At 65.6% G+C, this 15,585-nt stretch carries 10 protein-coding genes and 5 pseudogenes; 8 read left to right on the top strand and 7 right to left on the bottom strand.

Annotated elements, in window-relative coordinates; genetic code table 11:
- Window positions 1-20: 20 nt before the first annotated feature.
- The 5 genes from FQ389_RS08370 to FQ389_RS08355 all read left to right on the top strand — a co-directional run bounded on the left by FQ389_RS08370 (window position 21) and on the right by FQ389_RS08355 (window position 8,029).
- Window positions 21-593, top strand: a complete 573-nt coding sequence (locus FQ389_RS08370) for a ubiquitin family protein (protein ID WP_186296326.1) — start codon at window positions 21-23, stop codon at window positions 591-593.
- A 73-nt stretch (window positions 594-666) separates the two neighbouring features.
- Window positions 667-930 carry a hypothetical protein gene (locus FQ389_RS08365; protein ID WP_327021923.1) on the top strand — a complete coding sequence of 88 codons (264 nt, stop codon included), beginning with the start codon at window positions 667-669 and terminating at the stop codon, window positions 928-930.
- 126 nt (window positions 931-1,056) lie between these two features.
- Window positions 1,057-1,203, top strand: a complete 147-nt coding sequence (locus FQ389_RS17875) for a hypothetical protein (protein ID WP_186296325.1) — start codon at window positions 1,057-1,059, stop codon at window positions 1,201-1,203.
- A 783-nt stretch (window positions 1,204-1,986) separates the two neighbouring features.
- Window positions 1,987-6,570 carry a glutamate synthase large subunit gene (gltB, locus tag FQ389_RS08360; protein WP_144206757.1) on the top strand — a complete coding sequence of 1,528 codons (4,584 nt, stop codon included), beginning with the start codon at window positions 1,987-1,989 and terminating at the stop codon, window positions 6,568-6,570.
- Window positions 6,563-8,029, top strand: a complete 1,467-nt coding sequence (locus tag FQ389_RS08355) for a glutamate synthase subunit beta (protein ID WP_144206755.1) — start codon at window positions 6,563-6,565, stop codon at window positions 8,027-8,029. The genes gltB and FQ389_RS08355 overlap by 8 nt, the downstream gene beginning before the upstream one ends.
- A gap of 279 nt (window positions 8,030-8,308) precedes the next feature.
- Here FQ389_RS08355 and FQ389_RS08350 read toward each other — a convergent pair.
- Window positions 8,309-8,898 (bottom strand): annotated as a pseudogene (locus tag FQ389_RS08350) (LLM class flavin-dependent oxidoreductase); the annotation flags it as partial.
- Window positions 8,899-8,989: 91 nt separating this feature from the next.
- Between FQ389_RS08350 and FQ389_RS08345 the strand changes: the two are divergent.
- A pseudogene (locus tag FQ389_RS08345) lies at window positions 8,990-9,311 on the top strand (hypothetical protein); the annotation flags it as partial.
- A gap of 48 nt (window positions 9,312-9,359) precedes the next feature.
- Window positions 9,360-10,375, top strand: a pseudogene (locus FQ389_RS08340) (PHP domain-containing protein).
- A 16-nt stretch (window positions 10,376-10,391) separates the two neighbouring features.
- Here the strand turns inward: FQ389_RS08340 and FQ389_RS08335 are convergent.
- Together FQ389_RS08335 and FQ389_RS08330 are read right to left on the bottom strand one after the other, a co-directional pair.
- A pseudogene (locus FQ389_RS08335) lies at window positions 10,392-11,587 on the bottom strand (Y-family DNA polymerase).
- Between the two features lie 45 nt (window positions 11,588-11,632).
- Window positions 11,633-12,271, bottom strand: a complete 639-nt coding sequence (locus FQ389_RS08330) for a TetR/AcrR family transcriptional regulator (RefSeq protein ID WP_144206753.1) — start codon at window positions 12,269-12,271, stop codon at window positions 11,633-11,635.
- Between the two features lie 77 nt (window positions 12,272-12,348).
- On the opposite strand from FQ389_RS08330, the pseudogene FQ389_RS08325 reads away from it, so the two are divergent.
- Window positions 12,349-13,816 (top strand): annotated as a pseudogene (locus FQ389_RS08325) (flavin-containing monooxygenase); the annotation flags it as partial.
- Between the two features lie 6 nt (window positions 13,817-13,822).
- Here the strand turns inward: FQ389_RS08325 and rraA are convergent.
- From rraA to FQ389_RS08305, 4 genes are all read right to left on the bottom strand, one after another.
- Window positions 13,823-14,296, bottom strand: coding sequence for a ribonuclease E activity regulator RraA (rraA, locus tag FQ389_RS08320; RefSeq protein ID WP_144206817.1), 474 nt, complete (start codon window positions 14,294-14,296; stop codon window positions 13,823-13,825).
- On the bottom strand, window positions 14,296-14,694 hold the full coding sequence (locus tag FQ389_RS08315) for an Rv3852 family protein (protein ID WP_144206751.1): 399 nt from the start codon (window positions 14,692-14,694) through the stop codon (window positions 14,296-14,298). Before FQ389_RS08315 ends, rraA begins: the two co-directional genes overlap by 1 nt.
- A 108-nt stretch (window positions 14,695-14,802) precedes the next feature.
- A complete protein-coding gene (locus tag FQ389_RS08310) occupies window positions 14,803-15,312 on the bottom strand; it encodes a copper resistance CopC family protein (protein WP_144206749.1) in 510 nt (169 codons plus the stop codon).
- Window positions 15,309-15,585 (bottom strand): DUF1775 domain-containing protein (locus FQ389_RS08305; RefSeq protein ID WP_144206747.1); only part of this gene is annotated, 277 nt, incomplete at its 5' end. The genes FQ389_RS08305 and FQ389_RS08310, both read right to left, overlap by 4 nt.

Genomic DNA, 15,585 nt, shown 5'->3' with positions numbered 1-15,585 from the left:
CGCTGCGCGGTCGCGGTTGTATGTGGCGAACATTTAGTTTCGCAGGCCTACCCTGCCTCGGTGCCGATCGAGGCGTTCCTCGACAACGTGGTGGAGCTGCTCAAAGAAGAACTCAAGCGCCGGCCGGGCTCGAGCCCGGCGTCGGGTACGAACTGCACAAAGCGAACGGGGTTCGGCTCGACGTTACCAAGACCCTCGATGAACTCGGCGTCGAGGACGGAGCCACGCTCACCCTGATTCCCGCGGTAGCAGGGGAATCCTTTGAGCCGCAACACGAGTCGCTGTTCACCTGCCTGGCCCGGGTCGGAAAATCCCTGTTCGAACCGGTCGCCCTGCAAACCGCGGCCTGCGCCGCGCTCGTCATCCTCGCGATCACATCGCTGACCTTACTGGGATTGGTTGTACGCCGAGCGACCGAAATCGACCCGTCGATGGCGGACACCTGGCTGGGCCGGATCGCCGCCGGAGACGAGGCACGCTCGACCATCGAGCAGTTGTACAGGTGCGGCAGCCGGCTGCATCGGGAGACCAACCAGATCGGCGCGCGTTTGTCGGCCCCGATCAAGGCTGGGCCCTTCTGTCGATCTCGATGACCGAGGCCTCCCATGCCGGCCTGGCGCCGGCCAGTGCCCTGATCACGACCGGCAGTGAGAGAAAGCCAAAGCGCTGCTTGCGGATTCGACGCTGCTAGACACGCGGGAGAACCATCAGTGGAAGCAGTACATCGAGGTCTACCTGATGTTCGCGACGCAACGCTGGCCCGATGTCGTATCGGTGGCGGCGGCCATCTTGCCACCGCAGGCGATCATCGTGTCGGCGGTGACCGCGGCGATCTGCACGCTGGCGGCGCACGCCGCGGCCCATCTCGGGCAGGCGCGGGTGGCACTGGAATGGACCGATCGTGTCGAGCTGCGCAGCGTATACGGCTAGCAGACGGAGGCGCTGCGGCACCATCTCGAAACAGCCGTCACCGCCAAACAGGCCTTGGCAGATCCCGCGCTGCAGCTGGTGATCGCCGCCAGCAGTCGATCAGTTCGCGCACCAACAAGTGGGAATGTGACCACCGAGCGGTCGGCGCAGCAACGTGAGGAAGAGGAATACCGGGAGCACCGCGACGAACTGCTCGAAGAGGGCCGCGCCTTGTTCGACAACCAGGTCGGGCTGGCCGACGTCAAGCGGGCGGTCGCCGAATTGGAGGACTAGATCGAGTTCCGGGCCTTGCGGCTGGCCGCGGGCCTGCCGGTGGCCAACCAGACCAATCACATGCTGCTGGTCGGAAGGACGGCCGGCCGGATATGATTGGCATGGAAGCCGTCAACCAGCTCCTGGTCGCGCTCGAGGTGCACCGCTTCGACTTCTGTTCATCGGCGCCGGTTACGAGAAGGAAGTCGACCGAATTCCTCACACGTCAACCCGGGTCTAGCGGGCAAACACGTTGAACCATGGCCTGGTTCGTGATCCCGATCTGCCCCTGTCGGAGGCGAAGATCTGCAACTACGACGGGCACGGAGCAGAATATCCCGCCGTCGGTGTCGCCGGCGGCGCAGCCATGTGATCGCGGCCATCGCGGCAGCGGGGTACGACGCGCGTTACGGCAAACCCGATCGGCCGGTGGTCGGGGCGGCGGGAGCGCGCCGATCTTTGCTGTCGTGGGCGGGTAGCCGGAGGGTTGACCGCATTTTCGCGGTTCATCGCGGGCGGCCCGCAGCGAATTTACGTTGCCGTTACTCGCCGGGCTACACTTGCAGAAGTTGGCATGTCAGGCGGTTTTTGTCATATCGTTTTACGACTTGTCGAGACCGGGTACACGCCACCGTTCAGCGCTGCACGGACGATTCCCATATCGGATCAACTTTCCATCTGGGAGACAGTCTATCGACAAGACCGAAGGGGCCAGCTCGCAACCCCCGGGCGCAGCCCCGTCGGAGCCACCGAAAATGGCCGCAAACGGCCGCGCAACAAGTTCTGGTGAAGAGGCAGGTGCATATGACGCCCGAGCGCGTTGGGTTGTACAACCCCGCGTACGAGCACGATTCGTGCGGGGTAGCCATGGTCGTCGATATGCACGGCCGCCGCAGCCGCGACATTGTCGACAAGGCAATCACCGCGCTGGTCAACCTCGAACACCGTGGCGCCCAGGGTGCCGAGCCGCGCAGCGGAGACGGCGCGGGCGTCCTGATTCAGGTCCCCGACGCCTTCCTGCGCGAGATCGTCGACTTCGAACTGCCCGCCCCGGGCAGCTATGCCACCGGCATCGCGTTCCTGCCGCAATCGTCCAAGGATGCCGCCGCCGCGTGCACCGCGGTGGAGAAGATCACCGAGTCCGAGGGCCTGACGGTCCTGGGTTGGCGCAATGTGCCCACCGACGACTCGTCACTAGGCGCGCTGTCGCGCGACGCGATGCCCACGTTCCGGCAGATCTTCATCGCGGGCGCCTCAGACATGCAGCTCGAGCGCCGCTGCTACGTCGTCCGCAAGCGCGCCGAGCACGAGCTCGGAACCAAGGGCCCCGGCCAGGATGGGCCGGGCCGCGAAACGGTTTACTTCCCCAGCCTGTCTGGCCAGACGATGGTCTACAAAGGCATGCTAACCACCCCGCAGCTCAAGGCGTTTTACCTTGACCTGCAAGATGATCGGATGACCAGCGCGCTGGGCATCGTGCACTCGCGCTTCTCGACCAACACCTTTCCGTCGTGGCCGCTGGCGCACCCCTTCCGGCGCATCGCCCACAACGGCGAGATCAACACCGTCACCGGAAACGAGAACTGGATGCGCGCCCGCGAGGCGCTGATGAAGACCGACGTCTTCGGATCGGTCGAGGACCTGGAGAAGCTGTTTCCGATCTGCACCCCGGGCGCTTCGGACACCGCCCGCTTTGACGAGGCGCTGGAACTGTTGCACCTCGGCGGCCGCAGCCTGCCGCACGCGGTGCTGATGATGATTCCCGAAGCCTGGGAGCGCAACGAGTCGATGGACCCGTCTCGGCGCGCGTTCTACGAATACCATGCCTCGTTAATGGAGCCGTGGGACGGCCCGGCGTCCATGACGTTCACCGACGGCACCGTCGTCGGCGCCGTGCTCGACCGCAACGGCCTTCGCCCATCCCGCATTTGGGTCACGGCGGACGGCTTGGTGGTGATGGCCTCGGAGGCCGGGGTCCTGGATCTGGACCCGTCGACGGTGGTGCAGCGCATGCGGCTGCAGCCGGGCCGGATGTTCCTGGTGGACACCACCCAGGGCCGCATCGTTGCCGACGAGGAAATCAAAGCCGAACTGGCGGCGGCGCACCCCTACCAGGACTGGCTCGGCCGGAACCTCGTACCGCTGGAGGCGCTGCCTCAAGGCGAGTACGTCCGAATGGCACATGATCGACTTGTCATGCGGCAGTTGGCTTTTGGTTACACTTACGAAGAACTCAACCTGCTCGTGGCGCCGATGGTCCGCACGGGTGCCGAGCCGATCGGATCGATGGGCACCGACACCCCGGTTGCGGTGCTCTCGCAGCGGCCCCGGATGCTCTACGACTACTTCCACCAACTGTTCGCCCAGGTGACCAATCCACCGCTGGACGCCATACGCGAGGAAGTGGTGACCAGCCTGCAGGGCACCACTGGCGGGGAGCGCGACCTACTCAGTCCGGACGAGTTCTCCTGCCATCAGATCGTGCTGCGGCAGCCGATTCTGCGCAACCACGAGCTGGCCAAGCTGATCAACCTGAACCCCGACGACGAGGTCAACGGGCGCCCACATGGCATACGCTCCAAGGTAATTCGGTGTCTGTACCCGGTCACCGACGGTGGCACCGGGCTGGCAGACGCGCTGGAGGATGTGCGCGCTCAGGCCTGCGCCGCGATCGCCGACGGCGCCCGGGTGATCATCCTGTCCGACCGAGGCTCCAACGAGCAGATGGCGCCGATTCCGTCGCTGCTCGCCGTCGCCGGGGTGCACCACCACCTGGTGCGCGACCGTACCCGCACCCATGCCGGTCTGGTCGTCGAGTCCGGTGATGCCCGAGAGGTGCATCACATGGCGATGCTGATCGGCTGTGGCGCCGCCGCGGTCAACCCGTACCTGGCCTTCGAATCGATCGAGGACATGCTCGACCGCGGCGTGATCGACGGCATCGACCGCGACCAGGCGCTGAACAACTACGTCAAGGCCGCCGGCAAGGGCGTGCTGAAAGTCATGTCCAAGATGGGCATTTCGACGCTGGCGTCCTACACCGGCGCCCAGCTTTTCCAAGCCATCGGAATCTCCGAAGACGTGCTCGACGAGTACTTCACCGGTCTGGCCTGCCCGACTGGCGGGATCACCCTGGACGACATCGCCACCGACGTGGCGGCCCGGCACCGGCTGGCCTACCTGGATCGGCCGGACGAGCGCGCCCACCGCGAACTCGAAGTGGGCGGTGACTACCAGTGGCGCCGTGAGGGCGAGTACCACCTGTTCAACCCGGAAACGGTGTTCAAGTTACAGCACGCCACCCGCACCGGGCAGTACAAGATCTTCAAGGAGTACACTCGCCTGGTCGACGACCAGAGCGAGCGGATGGCTTCGCTGCGCGGGCTGCTCAAGTTCCGTGGGGATGTGCGCCCACCGGTGCCGCTGGACGAGGTTGAACCCGCCAGTGAGATCGTCAAACGCTTTTCCACCGGAGCGATGAGCTACGGCTCGATCTCCGCGGAAGCACACGAGACGCTCGCCATCGCGATGAACCGGCTGGGCGGGCGGTCCAACAGCGGTGAGGGCGGCGAGGACGTCAAGCGATTCGAACCGGACCCCAACGGCGACTGGCGCCGCAGCGCGATTAAGCAGGTCGCCTCGGCGCGGTTCGGTGTCACCTCGCACTACCTGACCAACTGTACGGACATCCAGATCAAGATGGCTCAGGGTGCGAAACCCGGTGAGGGCGGCCAACTTCCGGGACATAAGGTGTACCCGTGGGTGGCCGAGGTACGGCACTCTACGCCCGGTGTCGGCCTCATCTCGCCGCCGCCGCACCACGACATCTACTCGATCGAGGACCTGGCGCAGCTGATTCACGATCTCAAGAACGCGAACCCCCAGGCGCGGGTTCACGTGAAGCTGGTTTCGGAGAACGGTATCGGCACGGTCGCGGCCGGCGTGTCCAAGGCGCACGCCGACGTGGTGCTGGTCTCTGGCCACGACGGCGGCACCGGAGCCACCCCGCTGACGTCGCAGAAGCATGCCGGTGCGCCCTGGGAGCTTGGCCTGGCCGAGACGCAGCAGACATTGCTGGTCAACGGATTACGGGACCGCATCGTGGTTCAGGTGGACGGGCAGCTCAAGACCGGCCGGGACGTGATGATCGCCGCGCTGCTCGGCGCCGAGGAGTTCGGCTTTGCCACCGCACCGTTGGTGGTCGCCGGCTGCATCATGATGCGAGTATGTCACCTCGACACCTGTCCCGTCGGTGTGGCCACCCAGAACCCGGTGTTGCGGGGGCGGTTCACCGGCAAGCCGGAGTTCGTAGAGAACTTCTTCATGTTCATTGCCGAAGAGGTCCGGGAATACATGGCGCAGTTGGGCTTCCGCACGCTCAACGAGTCCGTCGGCCAGGTGGGCGCGCTGGACACCACGCTCGCGCGAGCGCATTGGAAGGCGCACAAGCTGGATCTCGCTCCGGTGCTGCACGAGCCCGAGTCCGCGTTCATGAACCAGGACCTGTACTGCAGTTCCCGTCAGGATCACGGCCTGGACAAGGCTCTGGACCAGCAGTTGATCGTGGTGAGCCGGGAGGCTCTGGATTCCGGCAAGCCGGTGCGGTTCTCCACCACGATCAGCAACGTGAACCGGACGGTGGGCACCATGCTCGGCCATGAGTTGACGAAAGCTTATGGCGGCCAAGGCCTACCGGACGGAACGATCGACATCACCTTTGACGGGTCCGCGGGCAATAGCTTCGGCGCCTTCGTGCCCAGGGGTATTACCTTGCGGGTGTACGGCGATGCCAACGACTACGTCGGCAAGGGCTTGTCGGGTGGCCGCATCGTAGTCCGCCCGTCCGACAACGCACCGCAGGACTACGTCGCCGAGGAAAACATCATCGGTGGCAACGTAATCTTGTTCGGCGCCACCAGTGGGGAGGCTTTCTTGCGCGGCGTGGTCGGCGAACGGTTCGCGGTCCGTAACTCCGGCGCTCACGCTGTGGTGGAGGGCGTAGGCGACCATGGGTGCGAGTACATGACCGGAGGCCGGGTGGTGATCCTCGGACACACCGGACGTAACTTCGCGGCCGGCATGTCCGGCGGCGTGGCCTACGTCTACGACCCCGACCAGCACCTGCCGCAGAACCTGAACACCGAGATGGTCGATCTCGAGGCGCAGGACGCCGACGATGTGGAGTTTTTACGCGGCATCATCCAGGCGCACGTCGATGCCACCGATTCCGCGGTCGGACAGCGGATTTTGGCCGACTGGCCGGGACAGGAACGGCACTTTGTCAAGGTGATGCCGCGCGATTATAAGAAGGTGCTGGAGACGATCGCCGAGGCGGAGCGCGACGGCATCGATGTCGACAAGGCGATCATGGCGGCAGCACATGGCTGACCCAACCGGGTTTCTGAAATACACGCATCGGGAATTGCCGCAACGGCGGCCGGTCTCGTTGCGGTTGATGGACTGGAAAGAGGTCTACGAGGACTTCGACGACGGCACGCTGCGTGAGCAGGCTAGTCGTTGCATGGACTGTGGTATTCCATTTTGTCACAATGGTTGTCCGCTGGGCAACTTGATCCCGGAATGGAACGACCTGGTGCGCCGGGGCAGGTGGCGCGACGCGATCGAACGGTTGCACGCCACCAACAACTTCCCGGACTTCACTGGTCGGCTGTGTCCGGCGCCCTGTGAGCCGGCCTGCGTGCTGGGCATCAACCAGGAACCGGTCACCATCAAGCAGATCGAGTTGGAGGTCATCGACCACGCCTTCGACGAAGGCTTCGTGGACCCCAGGCCGCCGACCAAGCTGACCGGTAAGACCGTCGCGGTGATCGGATCGGGCCCGGCCGGATTGGCCGCGGCCCAACAGCTCACCCGTGCGGGACACAGCGTCACCGTCTTCGAACGCGCCGACCGCATCGGGGGACTGCTGCGTTACGGCATCCCGGAATTCAAGATGGAAAAGCGTGTCCTCGACCGTCGGCTCGACCAAATGCGGGGCGAGGGGACTGAATTCCGGCCCGGCGTCAATGTCGGGGTCGACATCACCGCCGATCAGTTGCGGGCGGACTTCGACGCAGTCATCCTGGCTGGCGGCGCCACCGCCTGGCGTGACCTGCCGATCCCGGGCCGCGACCTGGACGGCATTCATCAGGCGATGGAGTACCTGCCGTGGGGGAACCGCGTGCAGGAGGGCGACGACGTGTTGGGGCCCGACGGGCAGCCACCGATCACCGCCAACGGCAAGAAGGTCGTCATTATCGGCGGCGGCGACACCGGCGCCGACTGCCTGGGCACCGCACACCGGCAAGGCGCGTCGTTGATCCACCAGTTCGAGATCATGCCACGTCCGCCGGAGGTTCGCGCCGAATCTACGCCCTGGCCTACCTACCCGCTGATGTACCGGGTCTCTTCGGCACACGAGGAAGGCGGTGAACGGGTCTTCTCGGTCAACACCGAAGAATTCGTCGGCACCGACGGGCGCGTGAGCGCGCTCAAGGCGCACGAAGTGAGGATGCAGGACGGCAAGTTCGTCAAGGTGGACGGATCCGAATTCGAACTCGAGGCCGACCTGGTGTTGCTGGCGATGGGCTTCGTCGGCCCGGAGAAGGCGGGACTGCTCACCGACCTGGACGTGAATCTGACCGAGCGCGGAAACGTCGCGCGCGGGGCCGATTACGAGACTTCGGTGCCGGGCGTTTTCGTTGCCGGCGACATGGGTCGGGGCCAGTCGTTGATTGTGTGGGCGATCGCCGAGGGTAGGGCCGCGGCGGCGGGGGTGGACCGGCATTTGATGGGGTCAACTGCCCTTCCGGCGCCGATCACGCCGACGGTCGCGCCGCGTCAGTAGCCACACCAGTCACTTCTGAAACACGCCGGATGTTGATCGGCGAGCCTGCGACGTTTGCCTGGCGAGAGGTGTCTAATGGCCAATTGTGTGATTCCTCACAGCGGGGTCACGCTAGAACAGATCGGTCGCAGGAGTGATCACTGTGCTTGTGAATCCAGTACCTCGTTCGCGGGTGGGGCGAATGGCCTGATCTTGGCTTCGTCACCCTGTGAAGAGCCGTGAGTTCCCTGCAAAAAAGGGGACGCCTGATCAACCGACGAGGAGATGTTGCCTGCGATGTTAACAACTACACCCAGGCACCGACCAACCCTCACCGACCGGATCAACCGGTCCACAACCCGAATCCCGGATCGCCTCGGCGAGCGGCTCGAGCACCGCCGGGGCGTGCGGCGGCGGCAGATAGAGGATCCCCAGGTCGAGACCCTCCGCGCCGAGCGCGCTCGCCGTCTCGATGAGCTGCCCGAAGTCGTGATCCTCTACCTAGGCGCGCATGGGCCGACATGGTGATCTCCGTCGATGTCCGCACACCGCGCGGCCGGCACGTCGCGTTTGCGGGCGAACTCCTCGAGTGTCCCGCCGGCAAAATTCCAGTGCTGGACGCAGCGCGGTGAGCGGCAGCGCTCTTCCCCGCTGCCGCCGATGCAGATCGGTGGATGCGGACGTTGCGGGCCCTTGGGTTCGTTGCGCGTGTTCTTGAGCTGGTAGTACTTGCCGTCGAAGTTGGTCGTCTCCTGGCTGAGCAGGCTGACCAGCACCTCGCACGCTTCTTCGAACCGATCGAAACGCTCCCGGATGCTGCCCAGCTCGATGCCGTAGGCGCCCGACTTCTCCTCGTTCCAGCCGGCATCGATGCCCCAGCTCGAGGCACCCGTTGGAGATCTATGGGGAAGTCTTGAAGGCGAATCGCATGCCATCGACCGTAGTCGAACTATATGAAGCGCAACTAAACTCATTGCCGCGATGAGCTATACTCTCGGCTTCGACACTAAGGTCACTCTGCTGGCGGCCGGGCTGATTTTTTGCTCGCGCTCTTCCTCGGGGTGTGGAAGTACCGGCAGATCATGACGGCGAAGGAGCACCGGGCTCATCCGTATGTCGATATCGCCCACCGGGCGGCCTCCTAGCCGGCCTCTTAAACATTGGGCACGGTGCGCGACGCGACACCGTCAACCAGTTCGCCGATCCGGCGCGTGGCGCCGCGGTGGCGATGGCGCTGCTGATCGTCGGTGAGATCGGCGGATTCGCGGTGGTGTTCGCCGGCTTCGTCGCGGGCCAGCTGTGGTGCACCTGGACGAGCGTCGGTGACCCGCGGCGCGGGCACACTGGAGCCATGGACCCGGTGACCGCGCTGCGGCAAATCGCCCTACTACAAGGACCGGAGCCGCCAGGACCCCAGGCGCGTGATAGCGTACCGCAGCGCCGCCGACGTGATCGAGGGCCTGGACGAGGCCGAGCGCGAGCGCCACGGTCAAGCCAACAGCTGGCAGACGTTGCCGGGCATCGGGCCCAAGACCGCGAAGGTCATCGCACAGGCTTGGGCGGGCCGCGAACCCGACGCGCTGATCGAATTACGGGACGCTGCAACCGATCTCGGTGGCGGCGAGGTGTGCGCCGCGCTGCGCGGCGATCTGCATCTGCACTCCAACTGGTCGGACGGGTCGGCCCCGATCGAGGAGATGATGGCGACAGCGGCCGCGCTGGGCCATAAGTACTGCGCATTGACCGATCACTCGCCCTGGCTGACGATCGCCAACGGGCTGTCACCGGAGCGGCTCCGCAAACAGCTCGACGTGCTCGACCGGCTGCGCGACGAGTTCGCGCCGATGCGCATCCTCTCCGGCATCGAGGTCGACATCCTCGACATCCTCGACGACGGCGAGCTGGATCAGGAACCCGAACTGTTGGAACGCCTCGACGTCGTCGCCAGCGTGCACTCCAAACTGGCAATGGACGCGGCGGCGATGACCTGCCGGATGGTGCGTGCCGTCTCCAACGATCACACCGACGTGCTCGAGCATTGCACGGGACGGCTGGTCGCGGGCAACCGTGGCATCCGGCCGGAATCGAAGTTCGACGCCGAAGCGGTCTTCACTGCCTGCCGGGATCACGGAACCGCCGTCGAGATCAACTCCCGTCCCGAACGGCGCGACCCGCCTACCCGGCTGCTCAACCTGGCCCTCGACATCGGCTGTGTCTTCAGCATCGACACCGACGCGCATGCGCCGGGCCAATTGGACTTCCTGGGCTACGGCGCCCAACGCGCACTTGATGCCGGTGTGCCGATTGACCGGATCGTCAACACCTGGCCGAGCCGAGAAACTGCTGGCGTGGACCGCGGCCAACTGACGCCGGCGGGCGGCGCCTAGTCCGGCAGATGCGGCATCTCCAGACCCGGATCGCGGCCGAGCAACACTCCGCGAGTGAGCGCGGACTTGCCGAACCGCTGGCGCACCTGATCGACGGCCGCTTCTACAGCGGGTGGCTCGTCCTCGAACGGCAGCATCAGCTGTTGCGCGCCAATGCGGTCGATCCCCGACACCGCGTATCCCACCAGCGTCAAACCGCGCTGCGCGATCAGCGAGACGGCGGCCGCGACCAGTTGCCGCGCGGCAATCAGGATCGGCTGCGTCGACGCCGTTGCCCACGGCAAGGTGTGCGACCGAGTGGCGCGGAGTAAATCGTCGAACCGCAGCCGCAGCACGACGGTGCGCCCAGCGTTCCGCATCCACGCGGTGATGCGGTCGATCAGGTTGACCACCACGGCGTCGAGCTCAACAGGCGATATCCGGTTCCCGGCCCGGCCGAGTGCCCGTCGGGCACCGACGGACTGGCGGCGCACACCGGTGTCGACCCGGCGGCGGTCGATGTTGCGCGACAGTGCATACGGCTGCCTGGCCATCGCGGCTCCGAGCAGCGAGGTCAGCGTCGACTCGCTGAGCGCGGCGACGTCGGCCACCGTGGTCAGCCCGTGGGCGTGCAACTTGCCGGCGGTCACCGCGCCGACGCCCCAGAGCTGCCGCACAGGAAGCGGCCACAGGAAGGCCAGCTCCTGGTCGGGTCGCACCAGCAACAGGCCGTCGAGTTTGGCTTCCTGGCTGGCGACCTTCGCCAGGAACTTCGTCCAGGCAATTTCGACGATGATGGGCAGACCCACCTGGTCTCGCACGTCGACGCGCAACCGCTCCGCGATCTGGACTGGGGTGCCGGAAACCCGGCCCAGGCCGCCGACATCAAGAAAGGCCTCGTCCACCGACAGCGCCTCGACGATCGGCGTCGTCCGCCGAAACGCGTCGAACACGGCGTCACTGGCGTGCGAGTGGCCTACATGCGAGGGCGGCACCACGATGGCGTCTGGGCACAGCCACCGGGCCTGTCGGCCGCGCCCATCGCGCAGTATGCACCCCGTACGTCTTGGCCTCGTAGCTGACGGCCAGCACGACGCCACCGCCGACGATCACCGGGGCGGCCGCGCAAGGAGGGGTCGTCGCGCTGCTCTACAGACGCGTAGAACGAATCCAGGTCCGCATGCAGGATGGACGCGTCACACCGCACGAACATATGTTCGCATGCGGGTCCGACAGCCTCCGGAGATCCGCGCCGTCGCTAGCCGGCGCCGTAGATGCTGCTGACCCAGATGTGGGTGAGGGTGTCGACGACGCGCTCCTCGTCGACCGCCGGAGTTTCGGCCGACAGCGCGGCCATCATCGTCCGCTCGTTCATCTGGTTGAGCGAGGTCGCCAGGTCCGCCGCAGGGATGGTGTGCGGCGCGGCGCCGCGCTCGCGTTCCGCGGTGATCATGGCGGCGGTCTGGTCGATCCACTTCTGCATGAATCCCAGCCAGGTGGTGCGCAGTTCGGCGCTGGTGGCCAGGGCCTCCGTGGCGGCCCGGGCGAGCGCACGGTGTGTGCTGAATGCGGTGAATAACGCATTGATGCCGTTACGCCACACCCGCCGCGCGTCGGCGGGGAACCGCTGGATCGCCCCATCGAACTCCGAATCGGCCCGTGCGATCACCGGTTCGAGCATCGACAGCAGCACGGCCTCTTTGGATTTGAAATAGAAGTAAAACGCGGGGCGCGACAGGCCGGCGCCTTTGGCCAGGTCATCGACCGAGATGTCGGCGAATGACCGCTGTTCGAGCAACCGCTCGACGGTCGCCAGAATGGCCTGTTCGCGGTCGTCGCCGGACGGGCGCAGGGCACGCCGTCCGCGCAGGGCTCGAGTCTGGCCGGCAGTCGTCACGCCGGTTACTTTACACATCGTCGAGAATTTCGACAGTGTGTTTACTAATTCGACACAGCGTTGGTACGGTGGCCGTTATGACTGAGCACCTCGACGTCGTCATCGTGGGCGCCGGTCTCCGGTGTGAGTGCGGCATGGCACCTGCAGGAGCGGTGCCCATCCAAGAGCTACCTCATCCTGGAGATCCTGGAGCGCCGCGACGATATGGACGGCACCTGGGACCTGTTTAAATACCCCGACATCCGATCCGACTCGGACATGTTCACGCTGGGGTTCCGGTTCAAGCCGTGGTACTCGGCGAAATCGATCGCCGACGGCGTCGACATCAAGGCCTATATCAAGGAAACGGCGGCCGAAGACCGGATCGAACAGGCACATACGCTACAGCCACCGGGTGCTGGCCGCCGACTGGTCTGACGCCGACAGCCGTTGGACCCTGACCGTCGAGCATGACGGTGAGCAGCACGAGATCACCTGTTCGTTCTTGTTCGCCTGCACCGGCTACTACAACTACGACGAGGGCTACTCGCCGACCTTCCCCGGTGCCGACAACTTTGCCGGGACCATCGTCCACCCGCAGCACTGGCCCGAGGACCTCGACTACGCGGGCAAGAAGATCGGCGCTACCGCGAACACCTTGATTCCCGCCCTGGTGAATTCGGGCTCCGGCCATGTCACCATGTTGCAGCGGTCGCCGACCTACATAGGGTCGCTGCCCGGGGTGGACCCTTTCGCCGTGCGGACCAACCGGCTGTTGCCGGGGCGCCTGGCCCACATGGCAAACCGCTGGAAGCCATCGCGTTTACACCTTATCAATACCAGCTCGCCCGGAAACGCCCGGCATACATGCGCAACCTGCTGATGACCATGGCGAAGCGACGGCTACCGGCGGACTACGACGTCGAGAAGCACTTCGGGCCCTGGTACAACGTATGGGACCAGCGGCTGTGCCTGGCTCCGGACGGCGATTTCTTCCGCGCCATCCGGCACGGCAAGGCGGACGTCGTCACCGACCCATCGACCGATTCACCAAAACCGGGATCAAGCTCGACTCCGGCGAGGAACTGCAGGCCGACATCATCATCACCGCAACGGGTTTGAACATGCAACTGCTCGGCGGGGTTCAGCCGACCCGCAATGGCGAGCCATTCGACTTGACCTCGCTGATGACCTACAAGGGCCTGATGTTTTCCGGGGTGCCGAACTTCGCGATCACCTTCGGCTACACCAACGCCTCCTGAACACTGAAGTCCGACCTGGTCTCCGGGTTCGTCTGCCGGTTGCTGAGTTACATGGACGACAAGGGTTTTGACACCGTCGAACCGCAGCATCCCGGCGACAACGTCGACGAGCAGCCGTTCATGGACTTCAGCCCAGGCTACTTCCAGCGGGCGATGCACCTGCTGCCCAAGTCGGGATCGCGGGTGCCGTGGCGGCTCAATCAGAACTAACTTCTTCGACATGCGCATGATCCGGCGCGGCAAGGTCGCTGACGGCAACCTGCGGTTCTCGAAGAAAGCGAGCGCGCGTCGCGGTTCAACGAGCCGCCAGCTACACGACGACGATGCCATCGTCGTCGCTGTACGCGATTTGCCCGGGCACGAACGTCACGCCACCGAGGCTGATCTCGATATCGCGTTCGCCGGCACCGGTCTTGGTGCTCTTGCGGGGATTGGTGCCCAGCGCCTTGATGCCGATGTCGAGGCCGCGCAGCGCGACGGCGTCGCGGACCGCGCCGTTGATGATCAATCCGGCCCAGCCATTGGAGCGGGCCAGCTCGGCGATCAGGTCACCAACCAGCGCGGTGTGCAACGAACCGCCGCCGTCGATCACCAACACGCCACCCTCATTGGGTTGGGACAGCACGGATTTCAACAAGGCGTTGTCCTGGAAACAGCGGACCGTGGTGATCGGCCCGGCGAACTCGGCGCGGCCGCCGAACTGGCGGAATTGAAGATCGCAGCTGCGCACGTCGGCACCGATGCTGTCGACGAGGTCAGCAGTCGCCGTGAATGCGACATCCATCAATGCCGCCGGAGCTGACGGATCAGCAGGATCGCGAGCAAGCTCAGCGCAACTGCAACCGCCACGGGGAGGGCCGACTGCGCGCCGATCGACCGCGGCAGGTCGGCGGAAACCGGGGCGTTGGCGCGATCGATTGCTGACTTCGCTTGCGCGGCAGCATCTTTAGCCGCTGCGGCGATCTCGACCGCGGGCTGGGGCTGTTGGTCGTGCTGCGCCTGCGGCGGTTTCGGCGGCGCGGGGAGCGGGCCGGAGGCGGGCGCCTTCTGCGGCGGAGCCTTCTTCTCCGGGGTCTTTTTGGCCGAAGCCTTCTTCGCGGGAATCTTGGCGGGCGGCTGCTGCGCCGGTGGCGTCACCACGCCGTCGGGTCCGGTGTTCGGTGAATCTTGAGGGTCTGCCATGCGGCCGCTCCTTAATATAGCTTTCTCTCGGCCATTCTTAGCGCCACCAGAAGTTACGTCGAACCCATCATGTCAGGACGGGTCGAGGCGACCTGGGGAGCCAACCGGTCAGCGGTGGCGCCGCCGCAACCAGAGCAGGCCGATGGCAACGATCGCCGCCACGGCGCCGACTAGCGGCCACACCGGCCCGTCATCGCCGGGCCCGCCGCCCGTAGCGCGGGGACCCGGCGTGCCCGGACCGGTGACCGTCAGCCGAAACGACCACGAGCCGGACACCGCGTGGCCGTCCGCGGAGGTCACACGGTAATTTACCGTGTAGGTGCCGGCCGGTCCGAGTGGACGCAGGCCCACCCCCACCACCACGCCCTGCACGGTGGGCTCGCCGCTGGACCAGATGTTGTCGTCCGGCCCGACGACGGTCATGGCGGCGAAGGTGGTTTGCAACCGCTCGTTGAAGGTCGCCCTGACCCAGGCGGGAGCGGTCGACAGAACCGCGCCGTCGGCGGGGTCGGCGGAAATCCGGACGGCATGTGCCGATGCGGCCGGTGCCACCAGCACCGCGACCGACAACATGCCCGCGAGCAGCAGGCCCGCCCCGGCGACGACAAGCCTTCTCATGTGCGGCGGCGGACCAGCACGAGCACCATCCCGACGGCGGCGACCGCAAGGGCTACGCCGCCCAGTATTCGCGAGACGGTGTCACCCGAGGTGGCTGTGCCGGAGTGACCGGTCGGCATGCCCGAATGGTGGTGATGATTAGAAGGCTCGGCGCTGAGGGTGAGCATCGGCGCGGGATGCTCGGGCTCACCGCCATCGGCCAGCGGCGGCTGATCCCACCTCACCACTGAGCCGTCGGCATAGGTCTGCGTGGCCGGGAAGCTGACCACGGCA

This window comes from Mycobacterium tilburgii (assembly GCF_902168065.1).
In the GTDB taxonomy this organism is placed as follows: domain Bacteria; phylum Actinomycetota; class Actinomycetes; order Mycobacteriales; family Mycobacteriaceae; genus Mycobacterium; species Mycobacterium tilburgii.
The sequence above is the reverse complement of the archived record's forward strand: the minus strand, read 5'-3'. Positions and strand labels throughout refer to the sequence as shown.